This window comes from Pseudomonas sp. NPDC079086 (assembly GCF_044542155.1).
Taxonomy (GTDB): Bacteria; Pseudomonadota; Gammaproteobacteria; order Pseudomonadales; family Pseudomonadaceae; genus Aquipseudomonas.
On the sequence record NZ_JBITTY010000002.1, the window covers coordinates 675,123 to 697,267 of the forward strand.

The 22,145-nt window shown below is 59.1% G+C and carries 24 protein-coding genes and 2 tRNA genes; 9 read left to right on the top strand and 17 right to left on the bottom strand.

The genetic code is table 11. The features are described from left to right. Positions 1–19: 19 nt before the first annotated feature. Genes ACIGEK_RS12680 through ACIGEK_RS12690 form a run of 3 tightly spaced genes read right to left on the bottom strand, consistent with a single transcriptional unit; the run spans position 20 to position 1,178 of the window. On the bottom strand, positions 20–490 hold the full coding sequence (locus tag ACIGEK_RS12680) for a sel1 repeat family protein (RefSeq protein ID WP_397493652.1): 471 nt from the start codon (positions 488–490) through the stop codon (positions 20–22). Further along, positions 490–855 carry a hypothetical protein gene (locus ACIGEK_RS12685; RefSeq protein ID WP_160015055.1) on the bottom strand — a complete coding sequence of 122 codons (366 nt, stop codon included), beginning with the start codon at positions 853–855 and terminating at the stop codon, positions 490–492. Before ACIGEK_RS12685 ends, ACIGEK_RS12680 begins: the two co-directional genes overlap by 1 nt. Beyond that, positions 852–1,178, bottom strand: a complete 327-nt coding sequence (locus ACIGEK_RS12690) for a multiprotein-bridging factor 1 family protein (protein ID WP_397493653.1) — start codon at positions 1,176–1,178, stop codon at positions 852–854. Before ACIGEK_RS12690 ends, ACIGEK_RS12685 begins: the two co-directional genes overlap by 4 nt. A gap of 134 nt (positions 1,179–1,312) precedes the next feature. Here ACIGEK_RS12690 and ACIGEK_RS12695 point away from each other — a divergent pair, with 134 nt between their 5' ends. Continuing rightward, positions 1,313–2,035, top strand: coding sequence for a substrate-binding periplasmic protein (locus ACIGEK_RS12695; RefSeq protein ID WP_397493654.1), 723 nt, complete (start codon positions 1,313–1,315; stop codon positions 2,033–2,035). A gap of 14 nt (positions 2,036–2,049) precedes the next feature. On the opposite strand, the gene ACIGEK_RS12700 is transcribed toward ACIGEK_RS12695, so the two are convergent. The 4 genes from ACIGEK_RS12700 to ACIGEK_RS12715 form a co-directional block, all read right to left on the bottom strand. Continuing rightward, on the bottom strand, positions 2,050–2,505 hold the full coding sequence (locus ACIGEK_RS12700) for a YkvA family protein (protein ID WP_397493655.1): 456 nt from the start codon (positions 2,503–2,505) through the stop codon (positions 2,050–2,052). A 370-nt stretch (positions 2,506–2,875) separates the two neighbouring features. Further along, complete coding sequence (locus tag ACIGEK_RS12705; protein ID WP_397493656.1) at positions 2,876–3,583, bottom strand: FKBP-type peptidyl-prolyl cis-trans isomerase; 708 nt, start codon at positions 3,581–3,583, stop codon at positions 2,876–2,878. A 189-nt stretch (positions 3,584–3,772) separates the two neighbouring features. Next, positions 3,773–3,849, bottom strand: a tRNA-Asp gene (locus ACIGEK_RS12710). A 21-nt stretch (positions 3,850–3,870) separates the two neighbouring features. Next, positions 3,871–3,946 (bottom strand) — tRNA-Val (locus ACIGEK_RS12715). A 266-nt stretch (positions 3,947–4,212) separates the two neighbouring features. On the opposite strand from ACIGEK_RS12715, the gene rdgC reads away from it, so the two are divergent. After that, positions 4,213–5,133: a recombination-associated protein RdgC gene (gene rdgC, locus ACIGEK_RS12720; RefSeq protein WP_397493657.1), complete on the top strand. Its 921-nt coding sequence runs from the start codon at positions 4,213–4,215 to the stop codon at positions 5,131–5,133. 163 nt (positions 5,134–5,296) lie between these two features. Continuing rightward, positions 5,297–5,611 carry a quaternary ammonium compound efflux SMR transporter SugE gene (gene sugE / locus ACIGEK_RS12725; RefSeq protein ID WP_397493658.1) on the top strand — a complete coding sequence of 105 codons (315 nt, stop codon included), beginning with the start codon at positions 5,297–5,299 and terminating at the stop codon, positions 5,609–5,611. A gap of 57 nt (positions 5,612–5,668) precedes the next feature. Here the strand turns inward: sugE and ACIGEK_RS12730 are convergent, their stop codons facing one another. From ACIGEK_RS12730 to ACIGEK_RS12740, 3 genes are all read right to left on the bottom strand, one after another. Next, positions 5,669–7,543, bottom strand: coding sequence for an MFS transporter (locus ACIGEK_RS12730; protein WP_397493659.1), 1,875 nt, complete (start codon positions 7,541–7,543; stop codon positions 5,669–5,671). A gap of 131 nt (positions 7,544–7,674) precedes the next feature. After that, a complete protein-coding gene (locus ACIGEK_RS12735) occupies positions 7,675–8,004 on the bottom strand; it encodes an AzlD domain-containing protein (RefSeq protein ID WP_397493660.1) in 330 nt (109 codons plus the stop codon). Beyond that, a complete protein-coding gene (locus ACIGEK_RS12740; protein WP_397493661.1) occupies positions 8,004–8,717 on the bottom strand; it encodes an AzlC family ABC transporter permease in 714 nt (237 codons plus the stop codon). The genes ACIGEK_RS12735 and ACIGEK_RS12740 overlap by 1 nt, the downstream gene beginning before the upstream one ends. Before the next feature lie 148 nt (positions 8,718–8,865). On the opposite strand from ACIGEK_RS12740, the gene ACIGEK_RS12745 reads away from it, so the two are divergent. From ACIGEK_RS12745 to ACIGEK_RS12755, 3 genes are all read left to right on the top strand, one after another. After that, complete coding sequence (locus ACIGEK_RS12745) at positions 8,866–10,125, top strand: MgtC/SapB family protein (protein WP_397493662.1); 1,260 nt, start codon at positions 8,866–8,868, stop codon at positions 10,123–10,125. A gap of 304 nt (positions 10,126–10,429) precedes the next feature. Then, the gene (locus ACIGEK_RS12750; RefSeq protein WP_397493663.1) at positions 10,430–11,389 is read left to right on the top strand and encodes an alpha/beta fold hydrolase; all 960 of its coding nucleotides are present in this window, start codon (positions 10,430–10,432) and stop codon (positions 11,387–11,389) included. A gap of 11 nt (positions 11,390–11,400) precedes the next feature. Further along, positions 11,401–12,291 (top strand): metal-dependent hydrolase, encoded by an 891-nt coding sequence (locus ACIGEK_RS12755; RefSeq protein WP_397493664.1) that lies wholly within the window; start codon positions 11,401–11,403, stop codon positions 12,289–12,291. Between the two features lie 10 nt (positions 12,292–12,301). On the opposite strand, the gene rmuC is transcribed toward ACIGEK_RS12755, so the two are convergent. The 4 genes from rmuC to ACIGEK_RS12775 form a co-directional block, all read right to left on the bottom strand. Next, positions 12,302–13,666, bottom strand: coding sequence for a DNA recombination protein RmuC (rmuC, locus tag ACIGEK_RS12760; protein WP_397494013.1), 1,365 nt, complete (start codon positions 13,664–13,666; stop codon positions 12,302–12,304). Positions 13,667–13,855: 189 nt separating this feature from the next. Continuing rightward, positions 13,856–14,260 (bottom strand): tetratricopeptide repeat protein, encoded by a 405-nt coding sequence (locus tag ACIGEK_RS12765; protein ID WP_397493665.1) that lies wholly within the window; start codon positions 14,258–14,260, stop codon positions 13,856–13,858. Between the two features lie 380 nt (positions 14,261–14,640). After that, the gene (locus tag ACIGEK_RS12770) at positions 14,641–15,393 is read right to left on the bottom strand and encodes an RES family NAD+ phosphorylase (protein ID WP_397493666.1); all 753 of its coding nucleotides are present in this window, start codon (positions 15,391–15,393) and stop codon (positions 14,641–14,643) included. Positions 15,394–15,595: 202 nt separating this feature from the next. Then, positions 15,596–15,964: an antitoxin Xre/MbcA/ParS toxin-binding domain-containing protein gene (locus tag ACIGEK_RS12775; RefSeq protein ID WP_397493668.1), complete on the bottom strand. Its 369-nt coding sequence runs from the start codon at positions 15,962–15,964 to the stop codon at positions 15,596–15,598. A 146-nt stretch (positions 15,965–16,110) separates the two neighbouring features. Here ACIGEK_RS12775 and ACIGEK_RS12780 point away from each other — a divergent pair, with 146 nt between their 5' ends. The 3 genes from ACIGEK_RS12780 to ACIGEK_RS12790 are packed head-to-tail and all read left to right on the top strand — an operon-like array spanning position 16,111 to position 19,262. Further along, on the top strand, positions 16,111–18,699 hold the full coding sequence (locus ACIGEK_RS12780; RefSeq protein ID WP_397493669.1) for a YdbH domain-containing protein: 2,589 nt from the start codon (positions 16,111–16,113) through the stop codon (positions 18,697–18,699). Between the two features lie 15 nt (positions 18,700–18,714). Beyond that, complete coding sequence (locus ACIGEK_RS12785) at positions 18,715–18,906, top strand: YnbE family lipoprotein (protein WP_090252927.1); 192 nt, start codon at positions 18,715–18,717, stop codon at positions 18,904–18,906. 11 nt (positions 18,907–18,917) lie between these two features. After that, positions 18,918–19,262 carry a YdbL family protein gene (locus ACIGEK_RS12790; protein WP_397493670.1) on the top strand — a complete coding sequence of 115 codons (345 nt, stop codon included), beginning with the start codon at positions 18,918–18,920 and terminating at the stop codon, positions 19,260–19,262. Between the two features lie 60 nt (positions 19,263–19,322). On the opposite strand, the gene ACIGEK_RS12795 is transcribed toward ACIGEK_RS12790, so the two are convergent. Genes ACIGEK_RS12795 through cysT form a run of 3 tightly spaced genes read right to left on the bottom strand, consistent with a single transcriptional unit; the run spans position 19,323 to position 22,020 of the window. Further along, the gene (locus ACIGEK_RS12795; RefSeq protein ID WP_397493671.1) at positions 19,323–20,315 is read right to left on the bottom strand and encodes a sulfate/molybdate ABC transporter ATP-binding protein; all 993 of its coding nucleotides are present in this window, start codon (positions 20,313–20,315) and stop codon (positions 19,323–19,325) included. Positions 20,316–20,318: 3 nt separating this feature from the next. After that, positions 20,319–21,191, bottom strand: a complete 873-nt coding sequence (gene cysW, locus ACIGEK_RS12800) for a sulfate ABC transporter permease subunit CysW (RefSeq protein ID WP_397493672.1) — start codon at positions 21,189–21,191, stop codon at positions 20,319–20,321. 10 nt (positions 21,192–21,201) lie between these two features. Beyond that, positions 21,202–22,020, bottom strand: coding sequence for a sulfate ABC transporter permease subunit CysT (gene cysT / locus ACIGEK_RS12805; protein ID WP_397493673.1), 819 nt, complete (start codon positions 22,018–22,020; stop codon positions 21,202–21,204). Between the last annotated feature and the right edge of the window lie 125 nt (positions 22,021–22,145).

Here is a 22,145-nt window from a genome sequence, read left to right on the forward strand (position 1 = left end):
CGTAAGTTAAACGGCTGAGTCAGAGGCCGCTAAGTCGATTGGACAGTGCGGAAAAATGCTCAGCCTGCGCCTCATCGACTGCCACACCCTCAGCACCGCTGCGATACAACTCAGCCAGGCGATAGGCCGAAGCTGTGTGTCCTGCCTGTGCGGCCAGCGCCCACCACTCAATGGCCCTCGGCGCATCCGCCGCATGCTGGGTATCGCCGGACAGGCTCAGAACACCAAGCTGATAGGCAGCCTTGGCATCGCCAGCCTTGGCGGCCAACCCGAGTAACCGCCGGCCTTCATTGCGCGCCCCTAATCCTTGGCCGCGAAACAGCAGGATATGCCCATAGAAGCTTTGCGCCTGGGTATCACCCAGAGCGGCCATGCGGGCGAACTGCCCTTCCAGCCAACGCCAAGCCTGTGGTTGCTTAACTAGCCAGGCCCAGTGGAACAAACGACGCGCCAGCAGGTAGCCGATACGCGCACGCAGTGCGCCGAACATCAGGCGTCTTCCGGGTAGCTGAACTCAAACACGCGAGCCACTTCGGCGGCATGCCAGGACGCTGCGGCGATACCATCGGACGCGCCACTGAAGCGGCCCAAACGGCTGACGCATTCAAAGAAGCCGGTGCGCGGCAAGCGACTGGCGCCCTGGCTGATCACCAGCGCACTGCGCAGCGGGCGCTCGGCACGTGCATCCAGTGCGGCCAGGTGCTCCAGCGCGGCGGCCAGGGTCTGCATGGCCGGACTGGGCAGAGCAAGACGCTCGATCAGCGCACGATACGTGAGCAGGTGACGTTGGCGCTGGGCATCTTCAAGCTCACCGAGCAACGCCTGCCAATGTTGCCGACTGATGCTTACGCTCAAGGCTGCGCCTCCCACCCGTCGACCCCAAGATGCCAGGCCAGGGCGCGCTGGATAGCGGCGTCCGGCTGGCGTTCGCCGCTCTCGATCATGCCCAGATAATGCGGGCTGATACCGACATTGCGCGCCAGTTGTTCGGCACTCATGCCTTTGGCCTCGCGCAGAGCGGTCAGCTGGCTCAGAGCAGGCTTGCAGGCATCAACAGCCACGGCCACGGCGGCAACCTCAGGCGCACGCCCGGCGGCCTGCAGCAAGGCCTGATACTGCGACCAGGGCAACACCGCATACTCCGGCTGGCCATCGCGCTCGATCACTTGCACATTCATCTGTAAATCTCCATGCAGAGCACTTCCATCACTCTCAGCAACTCCAGAACAGGCGGTCATCTTAACAGCCCGGCACGATAAAGCGCGTGATCTATACTGCCTTCAGGTTATCAAGCGGCAGCTGGGGGCAGGTTTTGCGCACACTGATAACAATGCTGTTGATTGGCTGCAGTGGTTTGGCCTGCGCAGATGAGTTGCGCTGGGGTTTTGCCACGGCTGACGGTATGCCCTATGTCGATGTGCACGAACAGCAATTGCGTGGTGGTTTCATCTACAAGCTGGGCCAGCTGGCCAGCCAGCAACTGGGCTTCAAAGCAGCATTCGTCGAAACGCCGAACAAACGCATCGATGAATTTATGCAGCGCGGACGTATCCATGTGATCTGTAACAGCAACCCGCAATGGCTAGACAAACCCGAGCTCTACCACTGGTCTGCCCCGCTCTACAGCGAAGAGGACGTGCTGCTACTGCACAGTCAGCATGCACCAATCAACAGCCTGCATGAACTCTTCGGCAAGACCATCGGCACTCAACTGGGTTACGTGTATAGCGATGAGCTGATGAAGGGATTCGCCAGTAAGCAGATCATCCGCCAGGATCTACGCGACCACAGCGCCGGGCTGAACCTACTGCGCAAACAACGCTTGGACGCGGTCATCGATATGCGCCGCTCATTGAACTTCCAGCTAGCCAAGCGCGCAGATGCACCGCTGCAGGTAAACCCCTGGGTGATTGAACACTACGACATGCACTGCACCTACAGCCCGCAATTACCAATCAGTGCTGAGTTACTGGACAAGACACTGCAACAATTGCGTGACCAAGGCCTGATCAAGCAGATGCTCAACGAGATATGAATATTCGCCCTCCGCTATTCCACGCGCCCTTGCAGCGGCGTTAGCGACTCATCCAACTCTGGTAGCCGCTCAACTACTCGCAGCACCTCTGGAGCCTGGGCCGCTCGCCACTGCTGAAAAGCAGCCAGCTCTTCCTGCCAGGTACGTAACACCCAGGCCAGCACGGCCAGGTCATCGACCAGACCAATACCAAACAACCAGTCCGGTATGGCATCCAGCGGCGTAACGAAGTACAGCAAGGCCGCCACCACCGCCAGTAACGCCCGAGAATCGATTGCCCGATATTCGCCGCGCCACCAAGCCAGGCAAAGCGCCTGCAGCTGTTTCAGCTGGTCGGCCAACTCGATAAAGCCACTACCGAGTTTTTCACGCTTTCGAGCGACTGATAACAGCAGCGCAGGTAACCGTCCGGTCTTGAGGAAACGCTTTGCCAAAAACTGGTAACGCGCGAAATTTTTCGGTGTTTTCATCGCTCTCTCCCGGCAACCCCGCGCTCCCGCTGGGCTGGCCAAGGTTATCCACTAAAGCTGTGGATAACCTTGTGAACAGTTTCTCGATAACCCTGGCAAACGCCCAGCCCATGCGGCCTCGCAACAGATCGGACATTTTTTGCCCACACAGTAAAAAATCATATAAATCAATAAGTTAAAAATGGCAAAGGGTTTCTTCAAGAGAGTTACCCTAACCCGTCACGGTCAATCTCAGAAATGTGCATAACCGTAACACCGCACACCCTACACACGTCTTTTAAGACCCTCCAGTCAAGCGAAAAGTGCAGATTGCGAACAGCAGAAACGACAACGCCCCGTCGAGACGGGGCGTTGCGGGAAACGCTAGAAATTACTCTTGAGTGGCTGCGTCTTTGATCGCAATCAGCTCCAGATCAAACACCAGCACCGAGTTGGCTGGAATGGCCGGTGTCGGGCTCTGCTCGCCGTAAGCCAGCTCGCTTGGAATGTAGAGTTTGTACTTCTCGCCAACGTGCATCAACTGCAGGCCTTCAACCCAACCTGGGATTACGCCGTTCACTGGCAGATCAATCGGGCTGCCGCGCTCAACCGAGCTGTCGAACACGCTGCCATCGGTCAGCTTGCCTTCGTAGTGAACAGTCACCACATCAGTGGCTTTCGGCTGAGCGCCGTCAGCCTTCTTCACCACTTCGTACTGCAGGCCGGAAGCGGTGGTGGTCACACCGTCACGCTTGGCGTTGTCTTCGAGGAACTTCTTGCCGGCTTTGGCCGATTCTTCGTTCAGCGTAACCATGCGCTCTTCGGCACGTTTCTGCAGGAAGGCAAAGGCTTCGATCAGCTCTTCGTCTTTCAGGCGCTGTTCTTTCTTGCCAATGGCGTCTTCGATACCTTGAGCAACGGCGTTGGAATCCAGGTCATCCATGCCTTCCTGAGCCAGGCTTTTGCCCATGTTCAGGCCAATACCGTAGGAAGCTTTCTGTGCTGGGGTTTCCAGGGTGATTTCGCTGGTTTGCGAATCGCAACCTGCGAGAACCAAACCTACCAGGGCGACCGCCGCTGCTAAACGATGCTGTTTCATGCTTGTTCCTTGTCCGGTACGCCCTAGGGCTAATGGGGTGAAAGCGCGAGCTTAGCAGGCTGCTACGATCACTGGCTACCGTGTTAGGAGGCAGAAAATGCGTATAAGTTCAGATGTTTAGCGGATTATTCAGAAAGGATTTTGCGAGGTATTGCGATGCGTCACAGAGGGAATGAAGCGAGTAAAAAATGGCGCAGCGGACGGGACTCGAACCCGCGACCCCCGGCGTGACAGGCCGGTATTCTAACCGACTGAACTACCGCTGCGCGTAACTTCAAAAAGCGAGTTGGTGGGTGATGACGGGATCGAACCGCCGACCCGCTGCTTGTAAGGCAGCTGCTCTCCCAGCTGAGCTAATCACCCTTCACTCTCGAAGTGGGGCGCATTCTAGAGAGCCATCTGCACCTTGGCAAGCACTGTTTTGAAAATTTTTTATTGGTGCAGCAAAGGCTTAGCGCAGACTTGGCCTCAGGCACTCTACGGGGGAATAATGCGCTCCGAATGAAACGAGCAGGTTGTACGACCGGTCATACGGCTTCTGACAACTTGAAGCAGCACCTGCATCAGGTACTGACGACTTGTGATACTTGCCGCTGCTGGCAGCTCAACTAATGGAGATTCACCCTCTTATGTGGTTTCGTAACCTGCTGGTCTATCGCCTCACCCAGGACATCCCGTTTGATGCCGAGGCGCTCGAAACGGCCCTCTCAGCCAAACCGGCCCGCTCGTGCGCCAGTCAGGAACTCAGCACCTACGGTTTTATCGCGCCCTTCGGCAAAGGCGGCGATGCACCGCTGGTGCACGTTAGCGGTGATTTCCTGCTGATTGCCGCCCGCAAGGAAGAACGCATTCTGCCCGGCAGCGTGGTGCGTGATGCACTGAAGGAAAAAGTCGACGAGATCGAAGCCGAGCAAATGCGCAAGGTTTACAAAAAGGAGCGTGACCAGCTCAAGGATGAGATCGTGCAGACCTTCCTGCCACGCGCCTTTATCCGCAAATCCGCTACATTCGCCGCAATCGCGCCGAAACAGGGCCTGATCCTGGTCGACTCGGCCAGCGCCAAGCGCGCCGAAGACCTGCTTTCGACCTTGCGTGAAGCTATGGGTTCGCTGCCGGTACGCCCACTGACCGTGAAGATCGCACCGAGCGCCACCCTCACCGACTGGGTCAAAGTTCAGCAAGCCGCGCCAGACTTCCACGTGCTGGATGAATGCGAACTGCGTGACACCCATGAAGATGGCGGCGTAGTGCGCTGCAAGCGCCAAGACCTGACCAGCGACGAAATCCAGCTGCACATGAGTTCAGGCAAGCAGGTCACTCAACTGTCCCTGGCCTGGCAGGACAAGCTGTCCTTCATGCTCGACGACAAGCTGGTGGTCAAGCGCCTGCGCTTTGAAGACCTGCTGCAGGATCAGGCCGAACAGGACGGCGGCGACGACGACCTCGGCCAGCAGGACGCCAGCTTCACCCTGATGATGCTGACCCTGGTGGACTTCCTCCCGGCGCTATTCGAAGCCCTGGGCGGCGAAGAGATTCCGCAGGGGATCTAAGCCGCTGCACGGCCGTAGAGGAACCAGAGAAACAGACCACTGGTCCTCTGCGGCTTGCCCTAACTCTGCCAGCGTGCAAAATACTGCACAGCGTGAGGACGACCTCACCACTCTGCGAGTGATCACCACGGGACGGCCCCTCTATCTGTTATTGGAGGTTTGTATGTCCTGGTTCATTCTGCTGCTGGCCGGCCTGTTCGAAGTAGGCTGGGCTGTTGGCCTGAAATACACCGACGGTTTTACCCGCCCTCTCCCCACTCTACTGACTGTTGCGGCGATCATCGTCAGCCTGGCATTGCTTGGCCTGGCCATGAAGGAATTGCACCTGGGCACCGCCTATGCAACCTGGACCGGTGTCGGCGCTGTGGGGACGGTGATTGCCGGCATCATGCTGTTTGGCGAGGCCGTAACGCTGCTGCGTATCGCCAGCGTGGCACTGATCGTTTGCGGCCTGATCGGGCTAAAACTCAGCCACTAAGCCGCTTAAGCTGCACAAAAAAGCCCGCCAATTGGCGGGCTTTTTCATCTCAGCTGTTTAACGCCGCTCACCTCGTAACTCAGCAACCTGAGCCTGCAGCAACTCGCGCTTGACCAGTTCGGGCGCAACCGGCGTACCGGCCACCAGGGTGATGCGCGACCACAGGCGCTTGAACAAGCCCTTGTGCGGATCACGGCTGAAAAAGCTGCCCCACAAGCCCTGCAGCGCCATGGGAATCACTGGCACCGGGTTAGCTTCGACGATGCGCTCGATGCCGTTCTTGAACTCATTCAGCTCACCATCAGTGGTCAGCTTGCCTTCCGGGAAGATGCACACCACTTCGCCATTGCGCAGGTATTCGGCGATTTTCTTGAACGCCGCGTCATAGATCAGCAGGTCTTCGCTACGCCCAGCAATCGGCACAGTGCCGGCGGTGCGGAAGATAAAGTTGAGCACCGGCAGGTTGTAAATCTTGTAGTACATGACAAAGCGCACCGGCCGGCGTACCGCGCCACCGATCAGCAGCGCATCGACAAACGACACGTGGTTGCACACCAGCACCGCCGCACCCTCATCAGGAATTGCTTCCAGCCCCTTATGCTCAACCCGATACATCGAGTGGCTGAGCAGCCAGATCATAAAGCGCATGCTGAATTCGGGGACGATCTTGAAGATGTAGCTGTTGACCGCGATGTTCATCAGCGAAATGGTCAGGAACAGCTGCGGGATCGACAGTTCGGCGACGCTAAGAAAGAGGATCGAGACAATCGCCGAGATCACCATAAACAGCGCATTGAGGATGTTGTTGGCCGCGATCACCCGCGCCCGTTCATGCTCCACGGTGCGCGACTGGATCAGCGCATACAGCGGCACAATATAAAAACCACCGAACAGACCGATGCCGAGAATCGAGCCAAGAATCCACCAGGCCTGCCCATAGCTCAGTACTTCCAGCCAGGTGTGTGCGACCGCAGCTTCGGGGAAACCACCGGAAAACCACCAGAGCAGAATGCCGAACAGGGTCAGACCGATCGAGCCAAATGGCACCAGACCGATTTCCACCTTGTGCCCGCTCATACGCTCGCAGAGCATCGAGCCTAAGGCAATGCCAACCGAGAATACGGTGAGAATCAGGGTCACGACGCCTTCATCGCCGTATAGCCATTCTTTGGCATAGGCCGGAATCTGCGTCAGGTACACCGCGCCGAGAAACCAGAACCAGGAGTTGCCCACCAACGAACGCGACACGGCCGGGCGTTGGCCCAAGCCGAGTTTCATGATCAGCCAGGATTGGCGCAGGATGTTCCAATCCAGCTTGAGCTGCGGCATCGCTGCCGATGCGGCGGGAATTCTCCGGCTGGCCAGATAACCAAACACCGCCACCAGCACCACGCAGGCCGCGACGATGTGCGCGTAACCACTGCTGGCCATGATGATACCTGCACCAATCGTACCGGCGAGGATGGCCAGGAACGTGCCCATTTCCACCAGCGCGTTACCGCCCACCAGCTCTTGCTCTTCAAGGTGCTGCGGCAGGATCGAATACTTCACCGGGCCGAACAGCGCCGACTGGGTGCCCATGGCAAACAGCACCGCGAGCATCATTGGCAGGTTGCCGAGCAGCACACCGGCTGCGCCCAACAACATAATCACGATCTCAGCGAACTTGATCTTGCGAATCAGCGAGTCCTTGGCAAACTTCTCACCAAACTGGCCACCAAGGGCCGAGAACAGGAAGAACGGCAGGATAAACAGCAGCGCGCAGAGGTTGATCAACAAGGCCTTATCGGTCCCGGAGCTGATCTTGAACAGAATGGCGAGAATCAGTGATTGCTTGAAGATGTTGTCGTTGAAAGCACCCAACAGCTGAGTGATGAAAAACGGCAAAAAACGCTTTTTACCCAGCAATGCGAATTGAGAGTGTTCGGTCATCGTCCGTGTACCTGTCTGCAGTGGCCAAGCGGGTTGTTAGGCATTTGACTGCAAGAACACCTCACAAAGCCACAGCGAAACAAGCCTTTTGCTGCATTTATCTACAAATGCAGGCGGTAAATACCCCATGCCTACAAGGGCAACTGACCCAACAACCAACGCACTATAAAGAACACCAGCAAGCCACCACCGATGGTGGCCAACAGATGCCGGGTCAGCGCGGCGATGGCAATCGTCGCCAGGCCCGCCAGCAGATAAGCATTGTCCAGACTGAACGCCCACTGCTGACCATCGGGAATCAGCATGCCTGGGAACACGATGGCACTCAGTACTGCAGTCGGCACGTAATGCAGACCCTGGCGCACCAGCGGCGAGAAACTCAGGTCGGGAAAGGCAAACAGGCTGTAGCGAATCGCGAAGGTGATCAGCGCCATACCGAGAATCAGCAGCCAGGTATCCATCACGCGCCCTCCCCAACAACCGCTGGCGTTTTGCGTCGCTCCAGGCACACACCAAGCGCAATACCGCTGAGCGCAGCGGCCATCAGTCCCAGTTTGTACGGCCAGGCATGGCACAGCAGCGCCACCGCACCGGCCACAAGGGCAGCGGCAATCTGTGGCTGATTACGCAGCACCGGCACCACAATGCCGATAAAGGTCGCCAGCATGGCAAAGTCCAGCCCCCAGCCCGCCAGGTTCGGCACACTCTGACCAAACAATGCACCAACCAGCGAGCTCGACACCCAGGACAGGTACAACGCCAACGCCACACCAGCGTGATACCACTGGCCATGCTCGGTCATGCCGCGCGCCAGATAACGGCGCTGCACCACGGCAAAGGTTTCGTCGGTCAGGCCAAACGCCAACGGCACCCGCCAACGCTGCGACAGCCTGCCCACATAAGGCTGCAGCGCCGCGCTGTAAAGCACATGACGCAGATTGACTACCAGTGTGGTGAGCAGAATCACCAACGCGCCGCTGCCAAGCGTCAGTAGGCTGATGGCAATAAACTGCGCCGAACCGGCATACACCAGTAGAGACATACCGATCGCCTGCCCGAGACTAAGCCCGGCCAGACTGGCCAGCGCGCCATAGATCAGACCAAACGGCAGAATGCCGACAATCATCGGGATACTGTCGCGAACTCCATAGAGAAACTGCTGCAAACGGCTCATGCGCCCTCCTTTGCTGCACAGCCTGGCGCATTGCGGCTGCGACGTCTTGAACAATCTTGCGCAGCGATAACAGCGCAAACTGACCTACCGCAATACAGCCAGGCACTCGCTGGCTAAACTGCCAACACTCTTCACCCAGGACGCGCCCATGCCGGAAGCCCTCGACACCCTGCTGAATTTCGCCAGCGCCCTGGCCGCCGGCCTGCTGATTGGCGCCGAACGGGGCTGGCAGGGGCGTAATACCGAGGACTCCCAGCTGGTTGCGGGGATTCGCACCTTCGCCCTGAGCAGCCTGCTCGGCGCCTTTGCCATGCTCCTGGGCGAACACTTCGGCGTAGTCGCCTGGGCGGTGATCTTCAGCGGCTTTGCCCTGTTGGTGGTGGCCTCCTACTTTGGCGAACTGCAGCGCCTGGGCGATCTGGGCCTGACCAGCGAAGTGGCTCTGTTGATCACCTTTCTGCTCGGTAGCCTGGCCATGGCCGGTTATGCCGGGCTGGCGGCGGCCGGGGCAGTGGCGGTGGCCTTGCTGCTAAGCCTCAAACAATCCCTGCACGGCGCCCTGCAGCGGCTCAGCGAAGCGGAACTTTCTGGCGCGCTGAAGCTGCTGTTTATCTCCCTGGTACTGTTGCCGGCACTGCCCAATCAGGGTTACGGCCCCTGGCACGCCTTCAACCCCTACGCCATCTGGTGGATGGTGGTACTGATCGCCAGCATCGGCTTTGCTGCCTACGTCGCAATTCGCCTGGTGGGGATGCGCAGCGGCCTGTTGATCACGTCTCTACTCGGCGGCATGGTGTCTTCCACCGCCATGACTGTGACCCTGGCCCGCTTGGCAGCAGGCCGCAATCTACAAGCCATTCTGGCCTGCGGACTGCTCGCCACCTCGGCGCTGATGTTTCCGCGCATCCTGCTTGAGGTTGGCCTGGTCAATGCCAGCCTATTACCGCAGCTGGCCTGGCCTTTGGGCATCGCCACCCTGGTGTATGCCGGCGGCGCGCTGCTGTACTTCCGACGCGCCGGCACGGAGAGTGAGGAACAGGCTGAGCCGCCGCTGAAAAACCCCTTCGAGCTGGGCCCGGCGCTACGCTTTGCCGCCCTACTCGCGCTGATTTTACTACTGGTTGAAGGCGCTCAGCGCTGGCTCGGGGATGTCGGCGTCTATCTAGTGGCGCTGCTCTCGGGGCTGGCCGATGTGGATGCCATCACCCTGTCGCTGGCCCGTAGCGCCCAGGGCGAACTGGATGCCCAGGTGGCCGTGCAGGGAATATTTCTCGCCGCGCTGAGTAACAGCGTGGTCAAAGGCTTTCTGGTGGCGCTGATCGGCGGCCGCAAGCTGGCACTGATGACCCTGCCAGTGATGGCTACCGGCTTGTTGGCCGGTGCGGCGGCCTTACTGCTGCTTGCATAACCGCCCCTGTAAGACACCCCCAACCAAGGGCTGGACTTGCTTTGCCAAGCAGCTCATCTGCCCACGCACAAACCGCGCATAGCCCTATTACAGAGGGGCTCAAGCCTCCTCAGTAACACCGTAACAGGCCCTGCTGTTAGCCCAAAAGTTGGCTAGGCAGATACCTCCCGAGCGCCCAACACTGTCCGATATATCAAATGATGTAACGGTCAGCCATGACAATCCGGAGACGCTGCATGCCCATCGACCTCGCCTTTATCACCCAGCGCTACTCACTAACCCTCACTCTGCATCGGGCAGCCGTATGAACGCACCAGCAGTGCTGCCATATAAAGAGCTGCAGGCCGAACAGCTGTGGGTTCAGGGCGATGCCGTGCAGCTGGCGGCCTACCGTTGGGGCAAGCCAAGCGGCCCGACTCTGTTGCTGGTGCACGGCTACCCGGACAACCATGAAATTTGGCTGCCACTGGTGCGCGAATTGGCAAGTGACTACCAGATCATTGCCTACGACGTACGCGGTTTTGGCGCCTCGGATATTCCAGGTAAGCGCCTGGACTATCACCTGACAAAGCTGGCCAATGATCTGGAAGCGGTGATAAAGAGCCTTAGCCCCAATCAGCCAGTGCACCTGGTGGCCCATGACTGGGGTTCGATTCAGGCATGGGAAGCGGTCACCGAGCGGCGCATCCAGCCACTGCTGGCTTCCTACACCAGTATCTCCGGGCCCTGCCTGGACCATGTTGGCCACTGGATGCGCGACAAGCTCAAGCAGAAGACTCCGCGCGCACTGCTGCAAGTGCTCGGGCAACTGTTCAGCTCCTGGTATATCGCGCTGTTCCACACCCCACTGCTGCCCGAACTGACCTGGCGTGTGGGCCTGGACCGTGCCTGGCCGCAGCTACTACGCAAGGTCGAAGGGCTGCGCAATGTGCCGATCAGCAGCAGCCAACGCTCTGACGGTGTACACGGGGTCAAGCTGTACCGCGCCAATTTTATCCGCAGCCTGTTCACGCCACGCCTGCGCCACACCCAGGTGCCGGTACAACTGATCGTGCCAACACGCGACCGCTTCGTACGCCCACAACTGTTCGACCAGCTGCAGCATTGGGCGCCCAGGCTACAGCGGCGCGAGGTCGAAGCCGGGCATTGGCAACTGCTGGCCGAGCCGCAGCAGCTGGCAGCCTGGCTACGTGAATTTACCGCCCATATCCACAGCGATGCAGGCAGCAATATGCCCGCCGGCAGAAACCTGGCAGGTCGATAAGGAGAATCGAGATGAACGAACAGCATCGCCTAGAACAACGCAAAGTACGTTTCGACTTTGCCAACACGCCGCTGCACTGGGTACCTAGCGAGCCGGAAGCCTCGCATATCATGAACAGCCTGCATCTGATCCTGCCGGCCGGCGAGTTCTGGTTCTGCCGGGTCTACAACAAAGCTCTGCCGCTGGTCACCGACCCGCAACTGCGCGAGGACGTACAGGGCTTTGTCAAACAGGAAGCGCAGCACGCCCGCGCTCACGACAGCGCGCTAACGCCCTACCTGCTGCGCCATGGCATTGATCCGACACCGTTCACCGGACCGATCCACTGGCTGTTCGAGCGCGTGCTGTGCGACCACCCGCTGGGCGATAACACCATCAGCCGCTTTCTGCAGCCCTGGTGGCTGCGTCAGCGGGTCGGGTTGATCGCTGCAATGGAAGACTTCACCTGCGTGCTGGGCGACTGGATTATCACCACCCGCAGCCTCGACCATGCCGACCCGGTGATGCTAGACCTGCTGCGCTGGCACGGCGCCGAGGAAGTCGAGCATCGCAGCGTGGCCCATGATCTACACGTACATATTGGTGGCAGTCTGCTGATGCGTTGGGTGTATATGCTGATTGCCACACCGGCGCTGATCTTTCTGTTCAGCACCGGGATGAAAACCATGATGCGCCAGGACCCAATCACCCGTTATCGCCCAGGTTTTCTGCGCCTTTGGTACCACCTGGGTAAACGCGGCCTGCTGCCACGCATGGGCAGCATTGGCCGTTCGGTGTTGCGCTATTTCAACCCAAGCTATCACCCACGCACCGAAGGCGATATCCACGTGGCACTGGAGTACCTGGCCAACTCACCAGCGGCGCAACGCGCGGCGGCTGAACAAGCCCAGGCCACGGCATGAGCAATACGCCCTACTCAGCTGCGTCATCATCCAGCACCATCACCCCGGCCGCCTGCTCGAGCAGCTCGACAGGCAGGCTTTTGCTGGCGCGAGCGCCAAGCAGCTTAAGATTTTCCACCCGACTGATGATATTGCCGCGCCCGTCGCAGAGCTTATTGCGTGCACCGGCATAGGCCTTATCCAGTTGCTGCAGCCGGGCGCCCATCTCATCCAGATCCTGAATAAAGGCAACGAACTTGTCGTACAGCGCGCCAGCACGCTCGGCGATTTCCCGCGCGTTCTGGCTCTGCCGTTCCTGCCGCCACAGGCTGTCGATCACCCGCAAGGTGGCCAACAGCGTGGTCGGGCTGACGATCACGATATGCTGATCAAAGGCCTCTTGAAACAAGCCAGGATCTGCCTGCAAAGCCGCAGCAAAAGCCGCTTCGATCGGCACGAAGAGCAGGACGAAATCCAGGCTGTGTAGGCCCTCCAGGCGCTGGTAGTCCTTGAGCGACAGGCCCTTTAAATGGCTGCGCAGTGACAGCACATGCTGTTTGAGCGCCTGTTGGCGACTGCTGTCGTCTTCGGCTGCAATGTATTGCTGGTATGCGGTGAGGCTGACTTTGGCATCCACCACCACCTGTTTATCGCCCGGCAACTGAATCAGCACATCTGGTTGGAAGCGCTCGCCGTCAGCACTCTTCAGGCTGACCTGAGTCTGGTATTCGCGGCCCTTCTCCAGGCCTGCGTGCTCCAGCACCCGCTCCAGCACCAGCTCGCCCCAATTTCCCTGGGTTTTCTGGCCCTTTAGGGCGCGGGTCAGGTTGGTCGCCTCATCACCCAGACGCTGGTTGAGCTGCTGCAAACGCTCCAGCTCCTTACCCAGGGAAAAGCGCTCGCGAGCTTCCTGCTGATAGCTCTCTTCCACGCGCTTTTCGAAGGACTGGATACGCTCCTTGAGCGGGTCGAGCAGCTGGCCGAGTTGCTGCTGGCTGGTCTCGGCAAAGCGCTGCTCGCGCTCATCGAAGATCTTCCCAGCCAGCTCGGCAAACTGCGCACGCAGTTCATCGCGCGAACCTTGCAGGTCGCTCAAGCGCTGCTGATGGCTGTCCTGCTGTTCTTTAAGTTCGGCGCTGAGGGCGGCACGCTGAGCGTCCAGACGGCGTATTTCGCCTTCCTGTTGTTCGCGCTGGCCGGCCCAGGCCTGGGCCGCTTCGCGGGCAATCTGTCGTTCTTGTTGCAACAGGTCGGCCTCACGGCGCAGCGCCGCTAGTTCAGCCTGCTGATCAGCCTTGATCTCGCTGATCTCGGCGATGTCCTCACGGCAATCATCCAGTTGCGCCGCGAGACCGGTCTGAGCCAACTGCGCGTTACTCAGGCGCTCCTGCAGCAGGCCGAATTCCAGCTGCTGGCTGGCCAGGCGGCGTTGCAGTGACCAGGCCATATATAGAAGAGGAAGTGCTGCGGCGGCAAAACCGAGCAGCGCAGGTGCCAACGCGGTGGACAGATCGATGGGCATAAGCAGCTCCGCATAAAAGTACTGGCAGTATAACCAGTACTCTTAGGGCCTGCTCCCTTTCCGTCAGAGCTGCTTAAGCAGCTGCTGCGCCTCTGCCGAACCCTGCCCCGCAGCCAGCTCCAGCCAATGGCGAGCCTGCTGCGGTTCATTGTTGCGCCGCTGGCTATACAGCTGGCCGAGTTCAAGCTGGGCGCCCATATCGCCAGCGCGGGCGGCTTGACGCAGCAGCTCAAAACCCATGCGCCGATCACGTGGATTGCCGCAATCACGGCAGAGCATTTGCCCCAGTCGGCTTTGCGCCTGCACCACACCCTGCAAGGCAGGCTGCTTGAGCAAGTGGCCTGCAAAGCGTTTAACGCTGGGAGCATGACCGAGTCGAGGACTGTCCAGTAGCCAGAGCGCCACACGGGTGGGCAGGCGAGGAACAGCGGTTGCAGCGATAGGTAGTCGAGTGATTGCGCGAGGCATAAAAAGCAGTGGTAGCCGGGAAGGCGCGCAACTTTACTCCTTTTTTCACCAAGGTAAAGCCTTGCAAAAAGGGCTAACCAGCGGTCTAGAGCAAGCGCTTGAGTTAATCCACAGAAGCTGTGGATAACTTGGTGGATAACATGGGAGCAAGCACTCTCAGCGCCTATGGTGTGGGGCCCAAGGTCAAACTGGTGATTTTTTCACCAGCACAAAAAAACCATATATTTCATTGACTTATAAAATCAATAAAAAGAATCAAGGGTTTACGTCAAGCACTGCATGCAGCTTGACAACGCGCATCGCAATTGTGCACAAGTTGCTGCGTCACGCCGTCGCACTGCCCTTTTTCAGGGCAAAATGCCCTGAAAAAGCCGCCCCATCTAGGCCGGGCGTGGCAGGCGACCATCCACCTGATACGCATCCAGACGGAAGACCCTTGGGGTATCCGGCACCTGAGCTTTTTTGAAAGCGACATAGTCGTCGGTGGTTTCGCACAGCCAACTCAGCAGGTTACGTGGGCGCTTTTCTGCCAACGCACCAGGGACGAACAGCGCAACATTATTGCCCTTGAGCGGACAGCGCGCCGAACGATATTCGAATGCCTCAACCCCTGCCCCGCGCATGGCTGCACCCAGTGCCTGACAAGGTTGATAAGCACTGGCATGACAAAGCTCAGCCTGAAAATCCGCAAACGGCAGATGCTGCAACTGAATGCCGCGCTCAACCTGATAGCGCGCTTCGAAGGTGCAATGCTCGGAAAGGATGCGCCCGCTGGGCGGCGCGATACTCATGCCATCCCAGAGCAGAAACCGGTAATACGCCGCCTCGGCCATCGCGGTGTCGACACGCAGTGCGCCATAAAACAGGCTTGGCTCATGCACCGAACCAAAACGCGAGCCCCAGCGCAGCGGTGGATAACGGAACGGGGTTTTCAGCAGGTAATGCAGCGGCTCGGCACTGTGCGGCAGCGGCGGCTTGCTGGTTTCCAGCAGCTCTTCGAGCAGCGCCTGCTCGGCAAGGGTATCGACCAGTTGCAGAGTGGCGACCTGGGCCTGACTCTCGACCAGACGCACCAGACGTCCACGCAACGGCTTGATCTGAGCCGGGCCTTGGCAGTGTTGCCAGATATCCATGGTGGCGTTGTCCTTAACTTTTATTATTGTTGGGTGCTGCGCTTGTAGCTTGATGTTTAGAAGCTGTTTAGGACCTCGCGAGCTAGAGTACCGCAAGGTAAAAACAGGCGAGGAAGCGGAGTGTACGAGCGAGCTGTACATGAGCATTCCGAGCCTGTTTTTAACGCCGCAGGACCGACGCGCAGCAGGTCATAAACAGCTTCTAGCCTTTGCCGCGAATCGCATCGAGGTACTCCACCACCCGCACCAGGCCCTGCACTTGCAGCATCAAGGACAAAGGCGGCGCATCCAGATGGCGGTTATCGGTGCGCAGAAAATGCTGCATATCCGGCAGATTGCCACCGAACAGGGCAAACAATGAGCGGTATACGCGAATCAGCAACAGGGCCAGTTCACCGGTCTTGCTATGTACTCGCAAGCCGCCGTCGGCCCAACGCGAGATAGCCGTGCGGTGTACACCAACGATGTCCGCCAACTCCTGCTGGGTCAGGCCCAGTTGTTCACGAGTATTGAGCAGCGCCTTGGCCAGCACCGCATCGGCGTCGGCAACCGGTCGAATCAATGCGCTCATCACGGCCTCCTATTTCTCAATGTCTATTTACATCAAATCTACCACTAAATGCTGTTATTACACAGAGCAGAATAACCTATGATTGGCAGTCTGCCATACATGGGTTAACGTCCTGCCACGCAACTCCCCACTATGGATCAGTGCTTATGCCCAGCCGGCGCACCTGGCTGCGATTTATCAGTTGCCTGGTTTTACTGCTCGCCCTGCTTGGTGCTTACGGCTATATAAGCCTCAGCCGCCTGCTTGAACGCGAGCAGATCAAACACCTTGAATGGCGTGGCCTTGGCCTATCCACCCAAGGCATCCAGCTTGAGCAACTCGGCCTGCAGCACTCGAGTGGCGCACTGCAGCTGCACCAGGTGCAATTGCAATGGCGCGATTTCAGCCTGGCGCTACCCTTCTGGCAGCACGTGCAGATCACCAGCCTGCAGCTGAATTTGCCCCCTCAACCCGAGTCAGCATCTGAAGACAGCATGGGTTTTGCGCTGCCGCTGGAGCAGCTAGCCACCGTTATCAGCCTATTGCCGCAACGCGTGCAGATTGATGCACTGCAAATCGAGCTGCCCTGCGCCGGTTCGCGCTGCAGGGTGTTGGGCGAACTGCAGTTGCTTAAACAAGCAACGCAACTTGATGCGCAACTAAACCTGCAACATCAGCAGGAGCAACTGCGCTGGCACGCTCAACTGCAGGGCGATCCTGAAGCGGCAAAACTTCAATTGAGCCTGGCGATCAATCAACAACCGCAGCTGCAACTCACCAGCAGCCTGCAACAGAGTGCCTCCGGGCAACTCTGGCAAGGCGATTTCACCGGCGACTTGCAGCAAAGCGCGGTGCTGCAAAGCTGGCTAAGCCAATGGCTGCCCAACGCCGCAGGCACACTGCCTGAGGCTCCGGCGGCAGCGCAGCTGACGGCGAGCTGGCAACTGCAGCTTGCACCTGGCCCCCTTAATCTGGCGCAACTGCAGCAAGCCAGCGGCCAGGTGCAGGCTAGCGCCAAGCTGCCGGAGCCGTGGCCCATTCCCGCTCTCGGTCAGTTGCAAGGCAGCTTCGATTTGTCCGCCCAGGCGCTGGATGGCCAGTGGCTGGCCGATAGCCTGAGCGCCGACCTCAACCTCCAGCAGATTGCCAATGACCTTATCAGTGGCGTACCGGCAGAGTTGTATCCCGAAGCGCTGCAGCTGACGATCCAGGCAACCGAAACGCCCGACAACCTGGCTCCGCAACTGGTTGATCGCGCCCTGCCCCTGCAACTGCTGTTAAAGGGCCAGGGGCGTAGCCAATTCGAGCTGCGGGGAACGCTGGCCCTGGCCAATGGCCTGCCCTGGGCCTTGCAACTGCTGGACGGCAGCCTTAGCGCCACCACCCCGGCATTTCAGTTGGCCGACTGGAAGATCGGCGCGCTGCATACGCAGTTGCAACTCGACGCTTTTCTGGATGCACAGCAGCTGGATTTCGCCCTCGGCAAAGACTCACAGCTCAGCCTGCAGCATCTGCGCAGTACGGATGTGCAGGCGCAGCAACTCAAGGCCGGCAGCAGCGGGCTGCAGCTGCAGGCCCAGCTGGCGGCAGGCGCGCTGCTCGACTGGCAGCTGCAAGGCCCCCTCGACCTGAGTGCACAACTGCAACACAAACAATTGCAGCCACAGCGCTGGTACTGGCAAGGACCCGTAAATGCCAACCAACAGCAAGCGGAGCTGAACGGCACGCTGCGTAACGATGCACAGCTGCAATTCAAACTGCAGGCGCAACACAGCAAGGCCAAGGGCCTAAGCCTGCAAGCACAGCTAACGGAACTGTTTCTGCGCAGCGGCAACCCATTGCAAGGCAGCTTCAGCGCCTGGCCAGCCTTGTTGGAGCTGAACAATGGCCGGCTGAATGGCAACGCCAGTCTGACCCTGGCCAGCGACCAGCAGTTGCCCACAGTCAAACTTGAACTCAGCGGCAAAGGCCTAGGTGGGATTTATGACCGCACCGCGCTGGAGGGCCTGGACGGCAAACTAAGTGCGCAAATCGACCCCAAACAACTGCGGCTTGAGCTAAGTGATCTGCACTTGGCCCAGGCCAACCCCGGCATACCGCTGGGCCCGCTGCAGCTCAGCGGCAGCTACAGCGCCGCGCTGCAAACACCAACCCAAGGCCAGCTGCAGCTACGCCAGGCCGAAACAGCGCTGATGGGCGGCAAGCTGCAACTGGCGCCTGGGCAATGGCGCATAGCCGCCGAGCCGCTACTGTTTCCCTTACAGGTGCAGGGCCTGGAACTTGAGCAGCTGTTTATCCTCTATCCCACAGAGGGTTTAGCCGGTACAGGCACCCTCGATGGCTTCTTGCCGCTGCAGATCGGCAGCCAGGGCGTGACCATCGAACAAGGCCAACTCAGCGCACGCGAACCAGGTGGACGTTTGCAGTTTCACTCCGAACGCATCCGCGCCTTGGGCCGCAGCAACCCGGCGATGCAGCTGGTGACTCAATCGCTGGAGGATTTTCGCTTTACGACTCTGAGCAGCCAGGTCAACTACGATCAGCAAGGCAAGTTGGCGCTGGCCATGCGCCTGGAGGGACAAAACCCGGCCATCGAACAGGGCCGACCGATCCACTTCAATATCAACCTGGAAGAAGACATCCCGACTCTGCTGGCCAGCCTGCAACTGACCGACAAAGTCAGCGATATCATCAGGCAGCGCGTGCAACAGCGTATGCTGCAACGCAATGCCAAAACGGCCCCGACAGAGCCATGATCAAGGAGAAGCGCCATGCGCTTGCGTAGTTGTTTCGCCGTCCTGCTACTGGGGCTGCTCAGTACGGCCTGCACCCCGACCGTACAGCTGGCGATGCCCAATGAGCCGATCAACATCAACCTGAATGTAAAGATCGAGCACGAAATCTATATCAAGGTGGATAAAGCCCTGGACAGCATGTTCAGCGAATCCAGCGGATTGTTCTAAGGAGCCCGAACATGAATCTCTATAAACGCCTTGCCAGCCTGTTACTGCTGCTTAGCCTGAGCCTGCCGGCAGTCGCCCTGAACCTTAACGAAGCCATGTCCGCCCTGGGCGATGCCAAAGCCAGCGGCCAATTGGGTGAAATGCCCAACGGCTACCTGGGGGTTGTCAGCGGCAGCGGCCAGGCGGCCGAAATCGCCCACTTGATCAACCAGGCACGACGCGCCGAATACCAAAAACTGGCTGCTCAGAACGGTATTCAAGTGAGCGATGTAGAAGCCATTGCCGGGCAGAAAGCTATCGACAAGACGCCGACCGGGCAATACATCCAGCTACAAGGGAAGTGGCAACGCAAATAGCCCGAACGCAAAACAAACAAGGAGCGCATTGCGCTCCTTGTTTGTTTTACACGCCTGAACTCAACGCTGCTGAATCACCGGCTGCCCCGCTTTGGGCTTGAAGTACAGGGTTTCACCGCGGACGAGGTTGGCCAGACTGAGGTGATCCTTAGCTACTTCGGCTTCGATTGGCTCGCTCTGCCCAGCGACTTTAAGAGTCACGCGGGTGATCGCGCCAAGCGGGCGGATATCACGTACTTCACCGGCCTGATGGCCTTCCTCGGCCAAGCGCGAGAGGTGAATCTCGTGAGGGCGGAACAGGACATGGGTGTCGTCGCCGACATACAGGCGGTTGGCATCGCCGAGGAAGTGATAGACAAAATCACTGGCCGGCTTCTCGTACACCTCACCTGGCGAGCCGATCTGCTCGATCACACCTTTGTTCATCACCACGATACGGTCGGCCACTTCCATGGCCTCTTCCTGGTCGTGGGTCACGAACACCGAAGTCAGGTGCACTTCTTCATGCAGGCGCGCCAGCCAACGGCGCAGTTCCTTGCGCACTTTGGCATCCAGAGCACCAAAGGGTTCGTCGAGCAGCAGCACTTTCGGCTCAACCGCCAGGGCACGGGCTAGAGCGATACGTTGACGCTGACCGCCGGAAAGCTGCTCGGGGTAGCGATCGGCCAGCCAGTCGAGCTGCACCAGATCGAGCAGATCGTGGACTTTCTTCTTGATCACATTCTCGTTCGGCCGCTCGCCTTTAGGCTTCATGCGCAGGCCGAAAGCGACGTTGTCGAACACCGTCATGTGGCGGAACAGCGCGTAATGCTGAAACACGAAGCCGACGTTACGGTCGCGCACATCGTGGTTGGAGACATCTTCGCCGTGAAACTCGATGCTACCGCTGTCCGGGGTTTCCAGGCCGGCGATGATGCGTAGCAGGGTGGTCTTGCCGCAGCCGGACGGGCCGAGCAAGGCGACCAGTTCGCCGCTCTGGATATTCAGGTTGATGTCATTCAGCGCTTTGAACGCATTGAAGTTCTTGCTGACATTGGATACTACGATCGACATGACTTATTCCTCGCCAGCACTGGCTTTCAGGCGGTTGATACGTGACTCGCTCCACTGCTTGAGCAGCAGAATAAACACCGCCAGCAGCAACAGCAGGCTGGCGACGCTGAACGCGGCGACGTGATTGTATTCGTTGTAGAGAATCTCGACATGCAGCGGCAGCGTATTGGTGTAACCGCGAATGTGCCCAGACACCACCGATACCGCCCCAAACTCGCCCATGGCCCGCGCGGTACAGAGCACCACGCCGTAAATCAGGCCCCATTTGATATTGGGCAAGGTGACATGCCAGAACATCTGCCAGCCGTTGGCGCCGAGCAGACGCGCGGCCTCCTCTTCCTGGGTGCCCTGCTCCTGCATCAGCGGGATCAGCTCACGGGCGACAAAGGGCACGGTGACAAACACCGTGGCCAGGACGATGCCCGGCAAGGCGAAGATGATCTGGATATCGTGCTCGCGCAGCCACGGGCCGAAGAAGCCCTGGGCCCCGAACAGCAACACGTAGATCAAGCCGGCGATCACCGGCGACACCGAGAACGGCAGGTCGATCAGAGTCACCAGAATACTTTTGCCGCGAAACTCGTACTTGCTCACGCACCAGGCAGCGGCCACGCCAAATACCAGATTGAGCGGCACTGAAATGCCCACGGCAAGCAGCGTCAACTGCAAAGCGGCAATCGCATCGGCTTCGAAGATTGCGCCAAAGAAGGTGCCGATGCCCTGCTTGAGCGCCTCACTCAGCACGATAAACAGCGGCAACAGCAGAAACAGCGCAAACACCAACCAGGCACTGATGATCAGCAGCCGACGGCCGAGCACATTACCGCGCCGCGCCGCGTTGGCCGAGGCTGACGCGCTTAGGGTTATAGAAGACATAGCGACCTCCTCAGGACTTGGTGATCTGGCGCTGCAGCAGGTTGATCAGCAGCAGCAGGATGAAGGAGACCACCAGCATCAGCACACCGATAGCCGTGGCGCCGGTGTAGTCGTACTGGTCGAGTTTGACCATGATCAACAGCGGCAGGATCTCGGTTTTCATCGGCATATTGCCGGCGATAAAAATCACCGAACCGTACTCGCCGACCCCGCGGGCAAAGGCCAGCGAGAAGCCGGTCAACCAGGCCGGCAGCAACGCCGGCAGCAGCACATAGCGAAACACCTGCAAGGGTTTGGCACCCAAACAGGCCGCCGCTTCTTCGACCTCACGAGGGATGTCCGCCAGCACCGGCTGAATGGTGCGCACCACAAACGGCAGGGTGACAAAGGTCAGTGCCAGGGTGATACCGATGGGGGTATAGGCAATCTTGAAACCCAGGTCAGTGGCGAACTGTCCCACTAGACCGCTTGGGGCATACAAAGCGGTCAAGGCGATACCAGCAACGGCGGTGGGCAAGGCGAAGGGCAGGTCGATCATCGCTTCAATAATCTTGCGTCCCGGGAAGGTGTAACGCACCAGAGCCCAAGCCAGCAATGTGCCGATAATGCCGTTGATGATGGCCGCCGCGAAGGCCGTGGCGAAGCTCAGTTTGAGCGCTGCCAGTACCCGCGGCGAGGAAATGATGGCCCAGAACTCAGCCCAGGTGAGCTGAGCGGCGTGAACGAACATGGCACCCAGAGGAATCAGCACCAGCAGGCTGAGGTACACCAGGGTGTAACCCAGCGTCAGCCCGAAGCCGGGTATGACGGGGGAAGTACGACGAGACATGGCTTGGCCTTGTGCTTGTTATGCGACGATCTAATGACGCGTTGCGAACGAATGTCAGGCTGTAGGGTGGAAGTCGCTTTTCACTTCCACCCTACAGCGCCTTCACGCAAGTCAATGGTGGATCG